Here is a 19,897-nt window from a genome sequence, read left to right on the forward strand (position 1 = left end):
AGGGATTTATCCCTTTAGTTTCACCCTACCGCCCACTTTCGGCGGATTCAGTACAAAGACCGGTTTCGACCACATTATCGTGGCCTGAATCGGTCTTTTTTTGCGTCAGGAGATTAAGTTAAGTATGCTTTTGTACTGAAGAACGTCCCCTTGGAGCTGTTGATTATGCCCAGGTTGTGATTGTCTCAACTGGCAGGCGGTAGGAAGGGTAGCCTTCTTTGGCTGCTTTCCCTATCGAGATCAGCATGACCGGCTGGAACCGGTCTTTGTCCAGGCCAAAAGCTTCCGCGATCTTGTCCTTCTCATAACCGGCCATCGGGTTGGTGTCATATCCATGGGCCCGGGCAACAAGCATCAGCTGCATCGAAATAAGCGCCGAGTCAATCAGATTCACATCACGCAGCTCGGATGCAGATATCCCCGCATAATAAGGCTTCACCTGCTGCAGCTGTATATCTTTGACGTCGCTCGGCATGTAACCAAGTTCCACCGATTTGCCGAAAATCTCGTCTATATATTCAACATTCTTTGCATCGTAAAATACCGCAATAACTGCCGAGGAAGTCAGAGCTTGCATCTGGTTGAAGGAGGCCAGCGGTGCAAGTTTTTCTTTGCCTTCCGCGCTGTCAATAACAAGGAAACGCCATGGCTGCATGTTAATGGCAGACGGTGCACGGGAGGCTTCCGCCAGAATCTCGGTCATTTCCTCCCGGCTGATTTTCACTTCAGGATCATAGGCCTTCACGGAACGGCGCTCCAGAACGATCTCATTGAAATCGTTGGTTGTATGGTATTTCCCGGTAATTGTACTCATGTTGATTTCTCTCCTTTATTTATAGGTTTATCATCACTACAAGAATTCTAAACTATGAAGTATACTTTATAGCAAGAGGGAAAAACGGGGTGATTTAACATGAAGATTAGTGAAGTCGCAAAAATTGTTGACCTGCCTATATCAACCATCCGGTACTATGAGAAAATGGGAATTATCACAGATGAATATATCCTCAGGGAAGAGAACAATTACCGGAATTATGAAGTAGAGATCATTCATCATCTGGATGTTGTCAAGAATTGTCTGGCTGTCGGTTTTTCAATTAATGATATAAAATCCATGATCTCTAAAAATGGAATATCCAAAGAAGAACAAACACGTATTATCAAAGATAAAATAGCAGATATTGAAGCTGCGCAAAAGAATCTGGAGGATTCCAAGCAATCTCTTTATGACCTTCTTGAGCTGGATATAACGTGCGAGGACGGGTTCGGAAAGTATTCTTGAGCGCTTCCGGCTTATTATCCGGAATTACAACAAATAGGGATGTCCCGCAGCCTATCGGCGCGGCAGACATCCCTGTTTGTTTGCAGTTCTGATGTAATTTTTTATTTTGGGGGCAAGCTAATACATATTCACAATCTACAATCTAAGGAGACTGCCATGAAAAAAATTTGGATCACCGCTCTGCTGGCGCTTATCTTCACCCTTAACAGCCCGGTGAGTTCAGCCGCTCCTGAGTATGCTAAATGGGGTGTCGTAGCTGTGAAAGCTGCGCAGCAGAAATACAATGCCGAGGTTATCGATTATAAGCATGTAGGCCGTACTCAAATAAAGCCAACGCTTGCGGAGGAGAAATTCAAGCTGTGGATCCGGAGCAAAGCCGGCCGGGAATTTGGCATATTCGTTATGGTCCGCTTTGACCCGTCGGACGATCAGCTGCAAACCATTCTTTTCTCGGAGACGGATCAATGGCGATAAAGCTATACTGTATCCCTTTCAATACTCTTATTTCCAAGTCACATACACCTTAAGATCCCCTGTATTGTCAAAAGGTGAACTGTTGAATGCCAGATTATTCAGCCCTATCTCATAGAGGACCTGCAGGTCCTGCCTCAGCAGCTTCTCACTGCCCCGGTAACGGAACAGCAGTGAGAGTTGGCCTGAATCCGCCGCCTGCTGCGCAAGCTTCTTCAAGTCTGCCGCCGAAGCGATCACTTGATCCTCCTCATACAGCCTGTAATCCAGAACCTCCTGCAGCTTCTTGTATCCGTCTGTCCCCTGTCCGCCCCGGCTGACCAACTGTGACAGTGTCTGGGCATAACCGGTTGAAGCAGCCGGATACGTCTTGGTCCAGCTGTGGTCACGGCGCATCTGGGCATCCGTTCTCATGTAATACACGGTACTGATTCCACCCTCCGGACTAGGCTCCGGATCATCCCAGGTCGTGTCGAGATGATACCAGAGTCCGTCCAGCTGCACGAGATTCCAGGCATGCGACTGGGCAACGCCCCCCTCGGGCCTCGCAGTACCCTCCACAATTCTATTCGGGATACCCGCTCCCAGCAGCAGCTTATAGGTCAGCAGGGAATAGCCCTGACATACCGCACTGCCCGTCTGAAGTCCCTCATACGCCGTATATTTACGGTATGAATTATCGTATTGCAAATGCAGCACCACCCAGTCGTGGATGACTTTGACTTTCTGATGGCTGCTCATCCCCGGTGTAATTAATTCCTGCAGAACAGTCTTCACCTGCTTGTTAACATATGCTGTCTGCTGCAGCGTCTCCCGGTACTCCACCTGAACCGTCACATTGGCAGTGCGTGTGCTTCCCCGGTAAGAAAACGCATAGCTGTCAATAATATAATAGAGATACGGATCGCTCCCCATCGCCTGATCGATTGCCGTCTGCACCTGGCTCTTCAGCTTATTTGTCTTGCCCTGATAAGTGAAGGTAATTGTCTCTCTGCGGTTGCTCATCGCCCCGGTCAGCTTCTGTGTCATCTCATTGACAGAACGCAGCACCACAGAATCAGCAGCAGCATAGGCATGCTCATACCCCCAGTATGTTGCGGGCGGGATAGCAGCAAAAACCAGCATGCCGCAAATTACGGTCTTCATCAGCGATATACGTCTCTTCCCCATAGCCTTCAAGTGCCTCCTGCAATCTATATAATGGATGATTAGCCGTTTACTCTATAGTAAATGCCGGAAATCCCCTGTATACAACTCCAACCCTCGAAACCTTTGAAACTGAACCTGTGATACCTGTTATATTCCTTATTATCGGCCCGGCACACCCGGCGCATAAGTACCCACTCCATAAATCATATCATGAAAACAATAATTTCCCGCGCCGATTGTTGTCAGACGTTTTGCCCCCTAACCGCTGCGGACCACACGGCGCTTATTTCTTAATCTGGCATACTTTCTCCTGTCATGCGGACTGAGGAGCCGTTAAATAACTGATTTGACCCCGTTTCGGACCCATAAGGACAAAATAACTGCATCTGAGTCCGCAACGGAGAAAAAGTATGCATTATTCGCAAAATAAGGTCATCTGAGTCCGCTACGATCCGGGCCGCCGTCTATTTCCAGACATGTAGCGGTGTGACAGGTAGAGGCGTGGCGGGTACCAGCGGCGGGCGCCGTCAGAGTGTTCAGGAAATCAGCACAGCCCACTTCGGGGGATTCCAATAAAACTTATCCAAAACAGACGAATATTATAATCCCCCAAATCAACAAATAGCCGCTGCTTCCAGGCCTATCTCCGGGAAGCAGCGGCTTCGGCTGCACTTTTCTGTTGTTTCTACTAAGCGTTCACGTTCACTGCTTACAGCCTAGATCGTCACAAGATAAGTCACGCCTGCCTTAACCTCAATCGCAGGTTCTACCACCTGCGCGCTGCCGTCAGGAAGCTGCAGCTTCAACTCCTGCGCATAGCTGAGACGCAGCATCCCATCATACTTCGCTGTGATCCGGGCGGATACCAGCATTCCATCCTGCCAGTCCATGTCAACCACATAGCCGCCGCGTGCCTTCAGGCCGCTAATCCGGCCGTTCTTCCAGGCTCCGGGCAGCGCCGGAAGCAGCGTAAGCTCACCCAGATGACTCTGCAGCAGCATTTCCGCAATCCCCGCAGCAGCGCCGAAATTACCGTCAATCTGAAACGGCGGATGCGCGTCGAACAGATTCGGGTAGACCGAACGGGTTAACAGCGTACGGACAAAGCCATAAGCCGACTCGCCGTCCTCCAGCCGGGCATACAGGTTAATCAGCCAGGCGCAGCTCCAGCCGGTATGTCCTCCGCCGGAAGCGATCCGCTTCTGAAGCGATAAACGGCTTGCCTCCAGCAGCTCCGGTGTGTCCCGTTTGTTGATACGGTTACCCGGATAGAGGCTGTACAAGTGCGAGACATGACGGTGTCCCGGCTCGGATTCGGTGAAGTCATAGATCCATTCCTGCAGCCGCCCGTCCTCAGCGATCTTCAGCGGTGACAGGCGGGAGAGCGTCTTCTCCAATTCAGCCTGGAACTCCGGATCCACGCCGAGAATCCGTGCAGCCTGCAGGCAGTGCTGCATTAATTCATTGATCAGGCTCATGTCCATGGCTGATCCCATTGATATGCTGCAGGGTCTGCCGTCTTCTGTTACAAACCGGTTCTCCGGTGAAGTAGACGGGTTAGTCACCAGCTGGCCGTCCGGACCCTCCACCAGCCAGTCCAGGCAGAAGAGCGCTGCTCCCTTCATTAACGGATAAGCTGTTTCTTCCAGATAGGCGGCATCCGGTGTGAATTCGTAGTGCTCCCACAGGTGGCGGGATAACCAGACGCCGCCCATCGGCCAGAACGCCCAGCTGGCATCTCCGCCGGAAGGGTTAGAGGCTTTCCACAAATCGACATTGTGATGCGCTACCCAGCCGCGTGCCCCGTAATGAATTGCAGCCGTTCTGGCCCCGGTCTCACTGAGCTCCTTAATGAGGTCAATCAGCGGCTCATGAAATTCACTGAGATTACAGACTTCTGCCAGCCAGTAATTCATCTGCGTATTAATATTGGTCGTATAATTGCTGTTCCATGGCGGCTGTACATGATTATTCCAGATGCCCTGCAGATTGGCGGCCTGTGTTCCGGCACGCGAGCTGCCCATCAGCAGATAGCGGCCATATTGGAACAGCAGCGCCTCCAGCGCCGGGTCCTCCTGGCCGTTCTTATAGGCAGCCAGACGTTCATCGGTCGGCAGGTTGTCCGCTTCATGACCACCCAGATCCAGATCCATGCGGCGGAATACCGCCTGATGATCTGCTGTATGCCGTCTCCGCAGCTCCTCATAGGACTTGCCGGCAGCAGCGGTTAATCTGCTTGCACACAACTCCGCAGGGCTGACAATAACTGCGGAATCCTGAGCCGCCACGGCTTTCTTATGGCTTGCTCTGGAACGCACCTCTTCATAATCTGTGCCGGCCGCAAGCAACAGAAGTACTCGATCAGCTCCGGATATGACAAGCTTGCCATCCGAATGATGGATGCTTCCTCCAGTTACCTGCGCCTGCAGGTGCAGCTCAAAAGCAATACCAAGGCCGTCCTCATAGCGAACCGCCGCCGGATGATCCTGATGATAGTTGTCTGCAATATGCGACGGACAGCGGCCATGGAGCACCAGTTGTTGCTCACTTTCGGAACTGACCGTATGCTTCAGCTGGCTGCTGAGAGCAAGCTCTAGATGAAGTCCGCCCGGCACCTCACTAGTGAGGTGAACGACACCCACCTTGTCCGGAGCACTGATGAATACTTCACGGGTAAATGTCCCCTGCCCATTCTGATAAGTAACCCTCGCAATCCCGCTGTCCAGATCAAGCTCCCGTTCATACGCCGTGCAGTTCTCTGCGTCAGCCTGCGTAAGATACAGGTCACCCAGCGGCATATACGCCTGTGCATTTACCCCAAGCATATGCGCGTTGACCACATCCTCGGCTTCACCATATTTGCCGGAGGATACCAGCTCCCGTACCTTCTTCAGATACCGCAGGGCTTCATAGTTGTTCGTGTCCCGCGGAAAACCGGACCACAGGGTATCTTCATTCCATTGAATCTGTTCTTTGGCGGTACCGCCAAACACCATGGCGCCCAAGTTTCCATTTCCGAGCGGCAGCGCCTCTTCCCATACTGCCGCCGGCTGGCCGTACTTTAATTTCCACGGGTGATGCCTGTTGTTATCCATCCTATTCTCGCCCTCCGTAATAATATCTGAGTACGGCAAAAGGCCCTGACCTAAGTCGGGCCTTCGCTGTATGGAATGACCTACATCCCATTATTGATTAGAACGTTTTACCTGTCCACAGAGTTACTCTCTTTTTCACGAGCTCTGTGAATTCTTTTTCCATATCCTGAGCGCCGGCTTTGTCCAGCTCTGCCAGGAAGGCGTCATACACTTTATCGAAGTCTGCCGGTTTCGACAGGATGGCTTCAGGAATACGTTTGCGGATGATATCCTGTGTCTTCTTGTAGATTACCTGATATTGACCGTCAGTAGGAACCGGCAGGTTGTACAGGGCGCCTGTTTCTTTGATCGGGAATTCATCTTCTTTAGGGAACAGATCTTTCCATGTAGTAGCCTTGTAACCTGCAAGTGATTCCTTCTCAGCATCGGAGTAAGAAGCTACGATCTGTTCCGGGAAGCTTGTAGTGTAGTAGTTGCCAGTGGAATCCTTCACACCATCACCATAACGTGCACCGAAGATAAGGTACTGGCCAATCCCGGTTTTCTTCTGGGTGTTTGCGGTATCGTTAGCTAGACCATCGCTGATTTCAGGAAGAACTTCGCGTTTACCATCTGCATTTACAGTGTAGTGCGTGCCTTCAATACCCCAGGTTCTCAGAATCTGACCTTCATCGGAAGACATCCAGTCCAGCCATTTGATGATCCGGACAGGGTCTTTAGCTGCGGTAGTGATCGCAAGACCATAGCCGTCGATACCTGTCTGCATGAAGGAATGATCTTTATACTCATCAGACAGGGTTACAGGGAAGTGACCGTAAGTATACTCATCTTTACCGGCTGCCTTCAGAGCATTCTCACCATCGGAGTATTCCCACTCCTGGGAGATCAGACCGAGTACACGGCCGCTGGCGACTTTAGCTTTGTATTGATCGTCTTTTTGTACGAAGGTATCCTTATCAAGCAGACCTTGAGCGTACATTCCGTTCAACCAGCGGAAATATTCTTTTTCTGCCGGACGTTTGTAGTGCAGCTGTGCTTCATATGTTTCAGGATCTACATAGTACTCGCCATCATCCGGTGCACCTGTTGTAGTGAAAGCCGGGTTTGTAACTGTGATCATGATTTTCCAGTCATCAGCGTTCAGCGTCAGCGGAATGGTAGGCTGGCCGTCGGTTTCCGGATGCAGAGCCACATAATCCTTCAGCACTTTCTCATAATCTGCCAGTGTTTTCACTTCAGGATAGCCTAGCTCCTTCAATACGCGGTGTTGAATTTCAAATCCGCCTGTAGCGTCGAAGGCTTGTTGGCCTACACCCATATTCGTAGGAATCTGATAGATCGCTTGGTCATCCAGGCTGTATTTCAGACGGCCCATGTTTTCGCCGTAGACCTTCTTGAGGTTCGGAGCATATTTATCAATCAGTTCCGTCAAATCAATAATCAGGCCGGCATCCACCAGGGTGCTCAGATTTCCTTTGGCGAAGATCAGATCAGGCACGTCGCCGCTGGCAGCCATCATCGGGATTTTTTGGTCGCCGCCGCCGCTGCCTACATCAAACTCAGCATCAATAGTAACACCTGTTTTTTCAGTAATGGCTTTACCGACTTCATCCTGCATTTTGTTCCAGTTCGGACTGGCGTCACCGCCGAAGAAAGAGATCTTGAACGGAGAGGTATCTAATGCGGTATCATCTGCTGCTGCATTAGTCGCTGCAGGTGTGTTTCCTGTGTTGTTAGATGTCGTGTTGTTGGCCGCATTATTGTTATTGCCTCCACAACCGGCGATCAGCATAGAGCTCATAAGCATGAGTGTAAAGATTGTTTTGGTACTCTTGCGATTCATTGTATATCCCCCTTGTAAATTAGTATGTTTCATCTATGCATATCAGGATAGACCTGAATATACCATTGTGAACGCTTGCAAAACTACTATAAATATAAATTCCACTATTTAACAATAACCCTGAGATTGGATAGCCGCCTGATCCTGCACTGAACCAGGCAGCTGTTCCATTTCAATCTATTGCCAGGCTTACGCTTTAACTGCACCCAGCGTCATACCGCCTACGAAGTACTTTTGCAGGAACGGATATACAACCAGAATAGGTACAGTTACGACAATCGTAATCGCCATCTTGATCGATTCAGGTGAAATCTGCGCCATCTGCCGCGCCATATCGTTCGCATTCACCATGCCGCTGCCCTGATTGGTAGACGACAATACCTTCATCAGCTCATACTGCAATGTAGTCAAATGCGGCTTGTTACCGTTATACAGATACGTTGTGAACCATTCATTCCATTGGCCAACGGCCAGGAACAGCGCGATGGTTGCCAGTACCGGTTTACAGAGCGGCAGGATGATCTTATAGAAAATCATAAAGTCATTCGCCCCGTCCAGCTTGGCGGATTCCTGAAGAGCAAATGGCAGCCCGTCCATAAAGGAACGGATAATGAAGACGTTAAATGCGGAAACCATACCCGGAAGGACGTAAATCCAGAACGTTCCGATCAGATTCAAATCTTTCATCAGGATGTACATAGGCACCATACCGCCGGAGAAGTACATCGTCAGGGCCAGGAAAGTCGAGATGAATTTTCTCGCTCTGAATTCCGGACGGCTGAGCGTAAAGGCCAGCATGGAAGCACTGATCAGACCCAGAAGTGTACCTGAAAGGGTACGCAGAATAGATATCTTGAAGCCCTGAATCAGGCCGGTATAGCTGAAGATCCGCTGGTAATTCTCAAGCGTCCAGGCTCTCGGGAAGATATAGATGCCGCCCCGAACGGTATCTGTAGATTCATTGAAAGAAATCGCCAGTACGTTCAGGAAGGGATACAACGTCACAATCATAATTAATGTAAGTGCAGTGTACAGAAAGATGTCGAATGCACGCTCACCTTTTGTCATTTGAAATGCTTTGCCACCCATTTATGTTCCCCTCCTTACATAATGCTTTCTTTAGTGAATTTCTTCATCAGACCGTTAGCCGTGAACAGCAGGATTACACTGACTACTGAGGTGAACATGCTTATTGCAGTACCATAAGAGAACCGCATGATCTGAATACCATACTTAAGCGCATACAAATCCAGCACTTCCGAATAATCGGTGACCAGGTTGTTCTGCAGCTGGAACTGCTTCTCGAAGCCGATACCGACCAGATGACCGATATTCATAATGAGCAGCACCATAACGGTTGAACGGATACCCGGCAAAGTAATATTGAACACTTGCTTAATTCTTCCCGCACCATCCACTTTTGCCGCTTCGTACAGCTCTTTATCAATCCCTGTAATCGCTGCCAAATAGATGATTGCACCCCAGCCTGTTTCTTTCCATATATCGGATGCAGTTAAAATTCCCCAGAAATATTTACCTTGGGCCATGAACTGGATCGGCTCATCAGTGATATGAAGCCACATCAGCAAATCGTTCACGATTCCTCCGTCGATTGCGAGTGTCTTGTAGACAATCCCGCCTACAACGACCCAGGAGACAAAGTGAGGCAGATAAGATACCGTTTGAACCGTTCTCTTGAAAATACTCCCCCGCAGCTCATTGAGCATGACTGCAAACGTAATTGGAACCACGAAGCCAAAGATCAGTCCGAGAACGCTCATTGACAGGGTATTTCTTAATACGAGATAGAAACGTTCGTCTTGGAACAACTCCTTGAAGTTATCCAGTCCGACCCACTTCTGTTCGCCGAATGACTTAGCCGGCTTATAATTTTGGAATGCCATCAACCATCCCCATATGGGCACATAGCTGAAAATAAATACCCAGATCACGAATGGAAGAGACATCAGATATAAGTACTTTTGCTGCAGTACGCTTTTCCAAAATCCACTATTCCGTTTCGCAGGTGGGCGGGGGGTTACGCTTTCATTTGCTGTAACACCGTTTTCAGTGAGCGCTTTCACGATCATTATTCCCCCTTCGTTTTTATAGTCTTATCTTACCGCAGCACCCCGGGAGAGAATACCCAACAGATTTCACGTAAAATCCTGTCTAAATTAGAGATTCTCCCAGGCCGCGCTGCTTAAGACTTGAACTCGCTTTCAACGGGAATAGAAAACGCTATCTCGGTGCCTTCACCTGATCGGCTTGTAATTCTCAGACCATGCTCCTCTCCGTAATATAGAGTCAGTCTCTGATGCACATTGCGCAGGCCGATCCGTCCCCGTTCCTCTTCCTCCACTTTGCTAATCACATCCACGATCTCGGACAGTCTTTCCTCCTTCATGCCGATGCCGTCATCTGTCACAAGCACCTGAACCTCCTGGTTCTCATCCAGCGTTATACTGACATTGACATGAACGGTACCTTGCTTATTCTCCAGCCCGTGGACTACGGAATTCTCTACAAGCGGCTGGATAATGAGCGGCGGGATCATGATTTCAGCTGCTCTAGGGTCAAATTTAATCTCATACTCCAGCCTGTCCTCATACCGGAATTTCTGGATCTCCAGATAAGAGCGGATCATCTCTACTTCTTCCTTGATCGGCGCCCGTTCGCGGCCTACTTCGAGGTTCTTGCGCATAAGCTTACCAAGCAGTCTGACGATGTTCGCAATCTCCTTCTCGCCCTTAAGATGCGCATTCATGCGGATCGATTCCAGTGCGTTGAACAGGAAATGCGGATGGATCTGGCTCGCCATCATCTTTAATTTGATCTCCCGCTGGGCGATCTCCAGTGCACTGTTCTTCTCATTGCTCTCAATAACCTGGGTGATCAGCCGGTTAATACTTGCCACCATGTAATTGAATTGCCGCGACAGCTGGCCGATCTCATCCGTCCCGTCAATCCGGGAGACGATATTCAGATTGCCAAGGGCTACCTGATTCAGCTGGCGGCTCAGGCGCAGCAGACGGTTGGTAGTCAGCAGGGAGATGGTGTATACAAACACAAGGGCAACCAGCAGCACACCAATAACGATCAGGAGGCCCAGCTTACTGACATTATTGGCATCGCTCAGAATGCTTTTCGTTTCAAATATAGAGATAATCTTCAGCTTGCTGCTGCTCAGCTCAGGAGACATTTCATCAATAATGACGTAAGAATCCTTGTCCTTCACCCTGGTTTTGAGCACACCCTTGGATTGCAATTGCACATCAACACCAATGTCAAAATCATCCACTGTGCTGCCTACAAGCTGCGGATCATTGGCCGACACAATATAACCCTGCTCATCGATGATTAACGTATCGAACGGCTCCTGGTAGAGCATCTGATTCAGTTCATCCTGAGAAACCTGCACCATCAGTATTCCGGATTTGCCGGATTCCCGGTAGTACACCTGACGGATCAGGCTGAGCTTGTTGATCGTCCCTTTGGGGCTGTTGAAATATTTCTCCTTGTCGGGAATATACATCCAGTAAATCTCTCCGGACTGCATGGCCTTCTTGTACCAGGCTCTCGACTCCAGCTCCGGAGTCAATGGCGCAATCGACATATCATCAACCAGGCTCGGATTATCAATGAAAAAGCGGATATTAGAAATTTCCCGGTACCGCAGAACATACACACGGATATCCGTGTAATTCAAATAAGCCTTTGTAAGCGCCAATGGATCCGGGTAATGCGTAGTGACCAGCTGCTCAAGCTCCTCGTCAAAATAGAGCAGATTAGAAATATCCGTCGGAACACGCAGCTTGCTGGACAATTGGCTTTTGATCTTCTCCACGTTGTTGGTGGCCTGATCAATCGCTCTGTTCAAGGCTCCCTCACGAAAATAGTTTGTAAGAATAATACCAACAATCAGCACAGGTATCATGACGACAATAATGTAGAAAAAAATCAGCTTATATTTCAGCTTCATATTATTGATCATTCGCACCAGCTTCTTAATAACACTTCCCCCTTCCGTTCAATGGAAAACAGGCTGCTCCTCTTATCCTCTGCAGATAGGGAACAGCCTGTATATCATAAGCCTCACGCTGAACGTTCGGCAAGTTCACAGTTCTAACCGCCCATGCTGCTCGCGGGCCTGCCCGGCAGCCGGGATATTAATTCTCTTTGCGGTAGGCCGACGGGGATACTCCGACATATTTGCGGAACTTGGCATTAAAATAATCGGAGTTCATATACCCGACCCGCTCTGCAACCTCATAGACCTTCATGCCTTGGGTCAGGAACTGCTTGGCTTTCTCAATTCTGACTTTATCCAGATACGTGTTGAAGTGTTCTCCCACCTGATTCTTGAACATTTTGCCCAAATACGCGCTATTATAGTTGAAAATTTCGGAAAGCGAGCCCAGCTTCAAATTCTCATTATAGCGGCGCTGGATCAGGTCTGTGATCCGCTTGATTTCATCTCCGCGCCCGCCGCTGCCGATCAGCCCGGAAATTTGCTCCATAAAAGCTGATACCAGCTGCTCCACATCATGCAGGTTAGCACTGCTGTACATTTCACCCATAGGCGAGGCTTGACCGGCAATCAGTGCACGGATGTCCGGATTTGCTGCCTCCAGGCGGGCAATGGTACTGCTGACAATCCGCATCAGGTTATCCTTGATATAAGTTTCTTCGCGCCGGGCATGAACCAGCTGGCGGACAATTTGCCCTATAAGCCCGCGGGCCACCTCACCGCTTCCGGCTTCAACAGCAAGCAGCAGCTGTACCTCCACATCCCGCTCCGGGTCCGGCTCCTCCTCGAATTCTCCGGTCCTCTTCACGGGTTCATTCCAGTTATCCGGCTTCCCGCTGAGCAGCGTGTCCTTCTGCCCGAAAAAAGCATCGTCCAGCCGGGCACGTGCTGTGGCGAACGACAGGAACGCCTCTTCCGGGCTGCCGGCTGCACCGCCTGCTGCCGCCTGAAACTCCAGTCCTTCCTTCGCTGTAATATAATGCAGCTCCTGCCATAGCGACTCCCGGGCACTGTCATTTGCAAGCGGTTCCTTCAAAAGAATCCCCATATACGGGGGAAGCGTAAAGAATAAGCCGCGCTCTTCCTCTTCCAGCCAATGCCGCTCCATCAGGCTCTTCACCTGTTCCTCACGGCTGTCTTCCCCTTTGTTAAGCCCTTTCAATTCCAGCAATATCACTTCGCAGCTGCATCCTTCAAGACCCAGCTGAGCCGCAGCCTCTGCGGAAGCCTCTCCGCCTTCCTTCGGCTGCAGCAGCTCGCGCAGCAGCACTTCGGCGGTCTTCGCCGGCTCCCCGGACTGCCATTCGATCATCCGTTCTTCCAGGCTTATCTTCTCACGCAGCTCCTGCAGATAGGTGATCAATTCCTCCTCATCAACCGGCTTAAGCAAGTAACCGTCGATATGGTAGGCAATCGCCCGTTTGGCATATTCAAAGTCAGCATAGCCGCTAAGAATCAGCACATGGCAGTTAGGGCTCTCTTTGCGGAGCTCAGAGATCAGTTCCAGACCGTCCATCCCGGGCATGCGGATATCTGCAATCACAAGGCCGGGTGCGAGCGCCTGGAACTTGTCCAGTGCTTCGTATCCGTTCGCCGCTGTTGCCACTACAGTATAGCCCTCTTCTTCCCAGGGAATCAGCGTCCGCATCCCTTCTCTTAGCTTGGGCTCATCATCTACAATCAGTACCTTGATCAATATGGGTTCACCCCCTCATTTAAAAAGAAAACAGCTGCCACCCTGTGAGGAATGGCAGACATTAAGTGCTGGATATACGACTGTATTGATTGAACTAGAGATAATTCCAATGGAGACTGCGGCCGTAACTGCGTGGATTTTGAACTTCCGGCCGCTGCCCGTCTGCAGATTTCTTGATTTGTACCGCTGTTCGCGGTTGAAATCCGCAGACTGATGATGCTTCCGGAGCGAGCTTTCCTGCGGAAAGCTTTCAGGCGGACGCTACCGCTCCTACAGTTTCAATCCACTCCGTCACTCTCATCTTCTTATTGTCTTTTAATACTCAAAATTATACAGGTGGTTATTTAACTCTTTATGTGATTGATTATAGTTTACACAATTTTATTTACGATACAAAGCCAGCTTCTCATTCAGTTCGCGGGTCTGGCCGTAAACATCCTGGTACAAGGCGAAGATACCGTCGTAGATTGCAGCCTGCTCTGCATTAGGAGTGTAGGTTTCAGCCGGACGGATGAAGGCTTCCGCGCACGCTCCCAGCGATTCAAACCAGCCGACACCGTAAGCAGCCAGCATCGCCGCGCCCATAGCCGGACCTTGCTCGCTCTCCAGCTTGATGATCGAAGCGCCGAAGATATCGGCCTGCATCTGCAGCCAGGCTTCATTCTTGGCGCCGCCGCCGATCGCCACCACCTCGGTGATCTCTTTGCCGGATTCACGTACAATCTCAATCGATTCACGCAGCGAGAAGGTGATGCCTTCCAGCACAGCGCGTGTAAAGTGGGACAGTGTATGGCCGGAATCCATGCCGATGAAGCTGCCGCGGATGTTCGCATCCGGATGCGGTGTACGTTCTCCGCTGATATACGGTGTGAACAAGAGGCCGCTGCTTCCGGCCGGGATATCATTTACGCCCTGGAGCAATTCGTCGAAGCTCTTCTCAGCGGCAAAAGTCTCCTTGAACCAGGTCAGACTGTGGCCCGCCGCCAGTGTAACGCCCATGATATAGAAGGCATCCTTCTCACTATGGTTGAAGAAATGGACTTTGCCTTCAAGGTTAAGATCCTTGTTGCTCTCATAAGACAACACGACTCCGGAAGTACCGATGCTGCACATCGTCCGGCCTTCACCCAGAATTCCGGCACCCAGTGCGCCGCAGGCATTGTCTGCACCACCGGCGAACACCTTGGTGGAAGGCAGCAATCCGGAAGCTTCGGCAATCTCCGGAAGCAGGGTTCCGGTCTGCTCGAAGGATTCCACAAGTCTAGGGCAGATAGAGAGCGGCAGACCGAAGGCTTCGGCAATCTCCGGGCTCCACTCCTTGGAGCCTACGTCGAGCAGCAGGGTTCCGGCTGCGTCTGAATAATCCATAGCATAGTCACCGGTCAGGCGGTAACGCACATAATCCTTCGGCAGCAGGAACAGCTCAGCCTGCGACATTACCTCCGGCTCGTTCTCTTGAACCCATAGAATCTTCGGAAGCGTGAAGCCTTCCAGCGCGCGGTTTCTGGCAATTTCGATCAGCTTGCCGCCAAGCGTCTTCTCAATCTTGCGGCACTGGGCTGTTGTGCGTGTATCGTTCCACAGGATCGCCGGACGCAGAGCCTTACCTTCGCCGTCAACCAGCACCAGTCCATGCATTTGACCGGAGAAGCTGATTCCATCCACTTGCGAAGAATCTACACCGGATACCTCCATCAGCCGCTTCAGGCTGACGATCGTTCCTTTAACCCAATCCTCCGGATTCTGCTCACTCCAGTTCGGCTGGGGTCTGCTGAGCGGATAAGCCTCAGAGTGCTCGAACGCAACTTTGCCCTGGGGATCTACCAATACAGTCTTCACTGCGCTGGTTCCGAGATCGACACCGATTACATATTTCATAGTTATCCTCCTAAAAGTTATATGAAGCATTACTTCTATTGGAACATCTCCGCAATATAACTCGCCTCGTAAGCATAATCTTAAGTTTTGCGAGCTTCTGCTTCCTGAATTCACTTCAAGCAAAACTCGCTTCGTAAGCATCTGCTTAATTATATGAAGCATTAACCCTATTACTGAAGCCTGTGCATAGCTGATACGTAAGCCGTTTGAAAAAGTACTTTCCACCGAAGGTGCGGCGGCTGCCATTCCTGCAATAGATTTCCCCAAAATCGGCCGATAATCGTGAGCTATTGCACAAAATACATTCATATAGCCATTCTCCGCCGTGCACATCTATTCTCCACCAATAAAAAGGGGCTGCCGAAGAATGCTCTCTTCAGCAACCCCCGTTGCGTTTATCCTCTGATGAATCTGCGGCAGCTGCCGCAAATCCGGTGCAGTCTTACTCTACTGTCAGGATGTACTGGTTAAGTGTAGCTCTCAGCAGTTCCTGGCGTCCGGACTTGTTCGGACGCGGGTTTTCGTTGTTCAGTGCATAGTCAGCAAGCGAAGCGAGTGTCGCTTTGCCGGATACGATGTCCGCACCGATACCTTCATTGAAGCTGCTGTAACGCTCAGCAATGAAGTTCTCGAATACGCCGTCTTCCAGCAGCTTAGCAGCTACCTTCAGACCCTTGGCATATACGTCCATACCGGAGATGTGTGCCAGGAACAGATCCTCAGGCTCGAAGGACGGACGGCGTACTTTGGAGTCAAAGTTGATTCCGCCTTTGCCCAGACCATCGTTCTTCAGTACTTCGTACAGAGTCAGAGTAGAATCGTAGATGCTTGCAGGGAATTCATCGGTATCCCAGCCGAGCAATGGATCGCCCTGGTTCGCATCAAGCGATCCCAGCATGCCGTTGATACGGGCTACGTGCAGCTCATGCTCGAACGTATGGCCGGCCAGTGTGGCATGGTTAGCTTCAAGGTTCAGCTTGAAGTGCTTATCCAGGTTGTACTTCTGCAGGAATGCGATACAGGTTGCTGCATCGAAGTCATATTGGTGTTTGGTAGGCTCTTTCGGTTTAGGCTCGATCAGGAACTGGCCGTCGAAGCCGATTTCCTTAGCATAATCAACAGCCATGCTGAACAGGCGGGCAATGTTGTCCTGCTCAAGACTCATATTGGTGTTCAGCAGCGTTTCGTAACCTTCACGGCCGCCCCAGAATACATAGTTGTCAGCGCCCAGACGTTTACCCACTTCCAGACCTTTCTTCACTTGTGCAGCAGCGTGTGCGAACACATCAGCGTTGCAGGTAGAGCCTGCACCGTGCATGTAGCGCGGGTTGGTGAACATATTAGCTGTGTTCCACAGCAATTTTTTGCCGGAAGCCTTCATGCCTTGTTCAAGGATATCTACGATTGTATCGATGTTGCTGTAGAATTCACGCAGGGACGCGCCTTCAGGAGCGATGTCCACATCATGGAAGCAGTAGTACTGCAGATCCATCTTCTCCATGAATTCGAATGCTGCTTCTGCACGGGCTTTCGCCTTGTCTAGCGTGCTGAGCTTATCCCAAGCGCGGACTGCAGTTTCAGCGCCGAACGGATCGGAACCGCCAGCTGTTAATGTATGCCAATATGCCATTGCAAATTTCAGGTGCTCTTCCATAGTTTTGCCGGCAACGATTTCTTTAGGGTTGTAGAATTTGAATGCGTAAGGGTTAGTGGAACGGCTTCCCTCGTAAGAGATCTTGCTCACTGTTTCAAAATAAGCCATTTGTAAAATCCTCCTCGATATTTTGCTTCGCCCGCAAGCGTTTACAGCAACATCTTATCACATCTTCAGGACTTTGTATATTGGTTAAACAAAGTTTTTGAGAACTTTTATTTGGCCTGTTTTTTATTCTGTGCCGGGCAGAGCAGCCTCTCTCTTCTCCCTTTATTTTCACCTGATGATGCTGAACATAAAGTACCCTCCGGCAGTGCAGCCTATGCGTATAATTGTAATTTCCCCGCCTCACCCGGACGTTAATCTAGTTGCTTTTTGCCGCTCTTCATTCTAGACTAAATGGCATACCTTCTCCGCGTAAACGCTGCTTCAAGGCTTATTGCATTACGTATGCGGGAAAACCGAAACCTATAAGCACCGCCCTGATTGAGTGCCTTCCTCATTATTATGTGCCGTGCTCAGCAGGCCGGATAGTCTTATATTTCAAAAAAGGAAGTGTGCTTCTTGAAAGTTACCGGTGATCAGGCGCTGGTCAAAAAAATCAACAAATCGATTATTTTACATACGATCCGTATGCAGTCCCCCGTATCCCGGGCCAAAGTGTCCGAAATGACAGGTCTTAACAAGGCTACGGTCTCCAATCTAGTCGCCGAGCTCTGCGGGCAGGAGCTGGTTACCGAAGCCGGTCCCGGAGAATCCAGCGGGGGACGCAAGCCGCTTATGCTGCATTTCAACGAAATGGCCGGAAGCGTTATCGGGATCGAGCTGCGCGTTAAACAGCTTAAGGCCGTGCTCTGCAATCTGGGAGGCGGTATTCTTCATGAACGGGATTGTGCGCTGGAGGCCCACGACTTCCCTTATGTACTGGGGCAGATGCAGCAGATGATCTCGGAGCTGATTGCCGAGGCGCCTCCTTCGCCCTATGGCATTGTCGGCATCGGAGTCGGCGTGCCGGGAATGGTGGATGAACACGGAGTCGTCCTGTTTGCCCCCAACCTTGGCTGGGAAATGGTCGATCTGCGGTCGATTCTGGAAAGCGCCTTCGCAGTTCCGGTCACCATTGACAATGAAGCCAATGCCGGGGCACAAGGGGAGCTGAACTTCGGGGCGGCGCGAGATGTGCGCCATCTGCTGTATATCAGTGCTGGCTCGGGGATCGGGTCCGGAATCATCATCGGCGGAGAATTGTATAAGGGCGCACGCGGATACGCCGGGGAGACCGGGCATATGACGATTGAGGCGGAAGGCAAGCCCTGCAGCTGCGGCAGCCGGGGCTGCTGGGAGCTCTATGCTTCGGAGAAAACGTACGATAATCCCGGCCTTTCCCTGCCTGCCCGCACCACGACCGAACTGGTGGCGTATGCGCTGGAGGGGCAGCCGGATACCCTGCGCCATTTTGGCTCCATCGGGGAATATCTGGGCATCGGGGTCACTAATCTGATCAACAGCTTCAATCCGGAGCTGATTGTCATTGGGGGAGCTTTGTCTGAAGCTGAACCGTGGCTGGGCGAGCCGCTGCGCCGGGTAGTAGCCGAGCGTACGCTTCCTTACCACAAGCAGCAGCTTGAGATCACTTTTTCCAGGCTGGGAAGCCGCGGAACGATGATTGGCGCAGGCTTTTCTGCGGTCATGCACTTTCTCGGCAACATCCGGGTAACCCTATAGACAAGTTGACAAGTAGAAACGGGGGGCGGCCCTTTTTTTTTGGGGGGGGCACCCGTTTTAGAGAGAAATAGAAGGATGATTTTAGCGTAGAACATATAAGCTCTTATATTTTCGTAAAATTGCCGCATTTGCAGCAGCATTTCCTGCACTAAAAGGAATAGCAATCCTATATAATAAGGATATACGTGTGACATTTATCACCATACCCCTTTTTCTGAATGGAGAGAGCGTCCATGACCTATGTTGATACGTCAGATATTTCGGCGAAGATGTTCATCACCGTGCTGCTGCTGCTGCTTATTATCGCCCCACTCATCAGCCTTGGCGTCCTGCGCCTGTTCCAATCGAGGAAGAAATCCGGATTCATGCTTATTAGCAGCGGCATTGCCGTATATGCTGTTTTTCAAATTGTCATGTCGTTTACTCATACTTAGCCTAGCGGCCTCCAAAAGGGGTCCACGCTTGCAAGACAGCGGTATCTTGTATACCCTTCATGTATCTGTTCTAGCAGGAAATACAAAAAGCAGCCTGGATTCAATGACTGCTTTTTGATATATCCGTTGTTCCCCTGGTGCGCAGTACACACTCAAACCGCTCAACCCCCGGATATTTTTCTCCCAGACTGTGAATCTCAAACCCTGCCTTGCTATAAAAGCCTACCGCATCCTGATCCGTTTCTGCCCTCAGCAGCTCTACCTGCTCCCAACCGGCAATTTCTGCGATCATGTTGCTGCCAAGTGTTCGTCCGCGCCACCCCTTCTGGACAGCCAGATGTCTGATCTCCACCTCATGTGCAGCAGCGCAGCTGATTCCTGTGATTCCGGCCAGTTCCCCGTTAATGAAGCAGCCAAACAGCTCACAGCCCTCCGCAGCAAGGTATCTCTTCAACTCTTCGTTAACTCTCTGATCATCCGCCCACATACATTCTGCGAGCAGGCTCTTCACCGCATCGCTGTCCCAGTAATTCTTTAAGCTGATTAACAATTCACCCTTCTCCTCTCATTCAGGACAACGAAAAACCGCCTCCGGAGGGAAGCGGCTACTGTATTCTCCTTAAGTCCGGCCAGCTATTCC

General features: G+C 50.5%; 15 protein-coding genes. 4 read left to right on the forward strand and 11 right to left on the reverse strand.

Going from position 1 to position 19,897, the window contains the following annotated elements; genetic code table 11:
- Positions 1–163: 163 nt before the first annotated feature.
- Positions 164–814 (reverse strand): nitroreductase family protein, encoded by a 651-nt coding sequence (locus tag QW71_RS30730; protein ID WP_039308371.1) that lies wholly within the window; start codon positions 812–814, stop codon positions 164–166.
- A gap of 99 nt (positions 815–913) precedes the next feature.
- Here QW71_RS30730 and QW71_RS30735 point away from each other — a divergent pair, with 99 nt between their 5' ends.
- Together QW71_RS30735 and QW71_RS30740 are read left to right on the forward strand one after the other, a co-directional pair.
- Positions 914–1,282, forward strand: a complete 369-nt coding sequence (locus QW71_RS30735) for a MerR family transcriptional regulator (RefSeq protein ID WP_039308572.1) — start codon at positions 914–916, stop codon at positions 1,280–1,282.
- 156 nt (positions 1,283–1,438) lie between these two features.
- Positions 1,439–1,756, forward strand: a complete 318-nt coding sequence (locus tag QW71_RS30740; RefSeq protein WP_039308575.1) for a DUF3889 domain-containing protein — start codon at positions 1,439–1,441, stop codon at positions 1,754–1,756.
- A 27-nt stretch (positions 1,757–1,783) separates the two neighbouring features.
- Here QW71_RS30740 and QW71_RS30745 read toward each other — a convergent pair whose 3' ends face one another.
- The 9 genes from QW71_RS30745 to xylA all read right to left on the reverse strand — a co-directional run bounded on the left by QW71_RS30745 (position 1,784) and on the right by xylA (position 17,206).
- Entirely contained in the window at positions 1,784–2,923 is a 1,140-nt protein-coding gene (locus QW71_RS30745; protein ID WP_039308578.1) for a transglutaminase domain-containing protein, read from the reverse strand.
- A 695-nt stretch (positions 2,924–3,618) separates the two neighbouring features.
- Complete coding sequence (locus QW71_RS30750) at positions 3,619–5,997, reverse strand: glycoside hydrolase N-terminal domain-containing protein (protein WP_039308581.1); 2,379 nt, start codon at positions 5,995–5,997, stop codon at positions 3,619–3,621.
- 97 nt (positions 5,998–6,094) lie between these two features.
- Positions 6,095–7,840, reverse strand: a complete 1,746-nt coding sequence (locus QW71_RS30755; protein WP_039308584.1) for an ABC transporter substrate-binding protein — start codon at positions 7,838–7,840, stop codon at positions 6,095–6,097.
- Positions 7,841–8,029: 189 nt separating this feature from the next.
- Entirely contained in the window at positions 8,030–8,929 is a 900-nt protein-coding gene (locus tag QW71_RS30760) for a carbohydrate ABC transporter permease (protein WP_039308588.1), read from the reverse strand.
- Between the two features lie 14 nt (positions 8,930–8,943).
- Positions 8,944–9,930 carry a sugar ABC transporter permease gene (locus tag QW71_RS30765; RefSeq protein ID WP_083442804.1) on the reverse strand — a complete coding sequence of 329 codons (987 nt, stop codon included), beginning with the start codon at positions 9,928–9,930 and terminating at the stop codon, positions 8,944–8,946.
- Between the two features lie 113 nt (positions 9,931–10,043).
- Positions 10,044–11,834 (reverse strand): sensor histidine kinase, encoded by a 1,791-nt coding sequence (locus QW71_RS30770; RefSeq protein ID WP_039308590.1) that lies wholly within the window; start codon positions 11,832–11,834, stop codon positions 10,044–10,046.
- Positions 11,835–12,009: 175 nt separating this feature from the next.
- On the reverse strand, positions 12,010–13,566 hold the full coding sequence (locus QW71_RS30775; protein WP_039308593.1) for a response regulator transcription factor: 1,557 nt from the start codon (positions 13,564–13,566) through the stop codon (positions 12,010–12,012).
- A 381-nt stretch (positions 13,567–13,947) separates the two neighbouring features.
- A complete protein-coding gene (gene xylB, locus QW71_RS30780; protein WP_039308596.1) occupies positions 13,948–15,444 on the reverse strand; it encodes a xylulokinase in 1,497 nt (498 codons plus the stop codon).
- Between the two features lie 442 nt (positions 15,445–15,886).
- Positions 15,887–17,206, reverse strand: coding sequence for a xylose isomerase (xylA, locus tag QW71_RS30785; RefSeq protein ID WP_039308598.1), 1,320 nt, complete (start codon positions 17,204–17,206; stop codon positions 15,887–15,889).
- 456 nt (positions 17,207–17,662) lie between these two features.
- On the opposite strand from xylA, the gene QW71_RS30790 reads away from it, so the two are divergent.
- Together QW71_RS30790 and QW71_RS30795 are read left to right on the forward strand one after the other, a co-directional pair.
- Positions 17,663–18,823 carry an ROK family transcriptional regulator gene (locus tag QW71_RS30790; RefSeq protein ID WP_039308600.1) on the forward strand — a complete coding sequence of 387 codons (1,161 nt, stop codon included), beginning with the start codon at positions 17,663–17,665 and terminating at the stop codon, positions 18,821–18,823.
- A 233-nt stretch (positions 18,824–19,056) separates the two neighbouring features.
- A complete protein-coding gene (locus QW71_RS30795) occupies positions 19,057–19,257 on the forward strand; it encodes a hypothetical protein (protein ID WP_039308602.1) in 201 nt (66 codons plus the stop codon).
- A 100-nt stretch (positions 19,258–19,357) separates the two neighbouring features.
- On the opposite strand, the gene QW71_RS30800 is transcribed toward QW71_RS30795, so the two are convergent.
- Positions 19,358–19,807 carry a GNAT family N-acetyltransferase gene (locus tag QW71_RS30800; protein WP_047014070.1) on the reverse strand — a complete coding sequence of 150 codons (450 nt, stop codon included), beginning with the start codon at positions 19,805–19,807 and terminating at the stop codon, positions 19,358–19,360.
- Positions 19,808–19,897: the final 90 nt, after the last annotated feature.

It is taken from the genome of Paenibacillus sp. IHB B 3415 (assembly GCF_000802655.2).
Lineage (GTDB): Bacteria > Bacillota > Bacilli > Paenibacillales > Paenibacillaceae > Paenibacillus_AQ > Paenibacillus_AQ phytohabitans.

Bases quoted from the DNA above. Each gene is read 5' to 3' on its own strand.
- QW71_RS30730 (WP_039308371.1), bottom strand. From the start codon at position 814: ATGAGTACAATTACCGGGAAATACCATACAACCAACGATTTCAATGAG.
- QW71_RS30735 (WP_039308572.1), top strand. From the start codon at position 914: ATGAAGATTAGTGAAGTCGCAAAAATTGTTGACCTGCCTATATCAACC.
- QW71_RS30740 (WP_039308575.1), top strand. From the start codon at position 1,439: ATGAAAAAAATTTGGATCACCGCTCTGCTGGCGCTTATCTTCACCCTT.
- QW71_RS30745 (WP_039308578.1), bottom strand. From the start codon at position 2,923: ATGGGGAAGAGACGTATATCGCTGATGAAGACCGTAATTTGCGGCATG.
- QW71_RS30750 (WP_039308581.1), bottom strand. From the start codon at position 5,997: ATGGATAACAACAGGCATCACCCGTGGAAATTAAAGTACGGCCAGCCG.
- QW71_RS30755 (WP_039308584.1), bottom strand. From the start codon at position 7,840: ATGAATCGCAAGAGTACCAAAACAATCTTTACACTCATGCTTATGAGC.
- QW71_RS30760 (WP_039308588.1), bottom strand. From the start codon at position 8,929: ATGGGTGGCAAAGCATTTCAAATGACAAAAGGTGAGCGTGCATTCGAC.
- QW71_RS30765 (WP_083442804.1), bottom strand. From the start codon at position 9,930: ATGATCGTGAAAGCGCTCACTGAAAACGGTGTTACAGCAAATGAAAGC.
- QW71_RS30770 (WP_039308590.1), bottom strand. From the start codon at position 11,834: ATGATCAATAATATGAAGCTGAAATATAAGCTGATTTTTTTCTACATT.
- xylB (WP_039308596.1), bottom strand. From the start codon at position 15,444: ATGAAATATGTAATCGGTGTCGATCTCGGAACCAGCGCAGTGAAGACT.
- xylA (WP_039308598.1), bottom strand. From the start codon at position 17,206: ATGGCTTATTTTGAAACAGTGAGCAAGATCTCTTACGAGGGAAGCCGT.
- QW71_RS30795 (WP_039308602.1), top strand. From the start codon at position 19,057: ATGACCTATGTTGATACGTCAGATATTTCGGCGAAGATGTTCATCACC.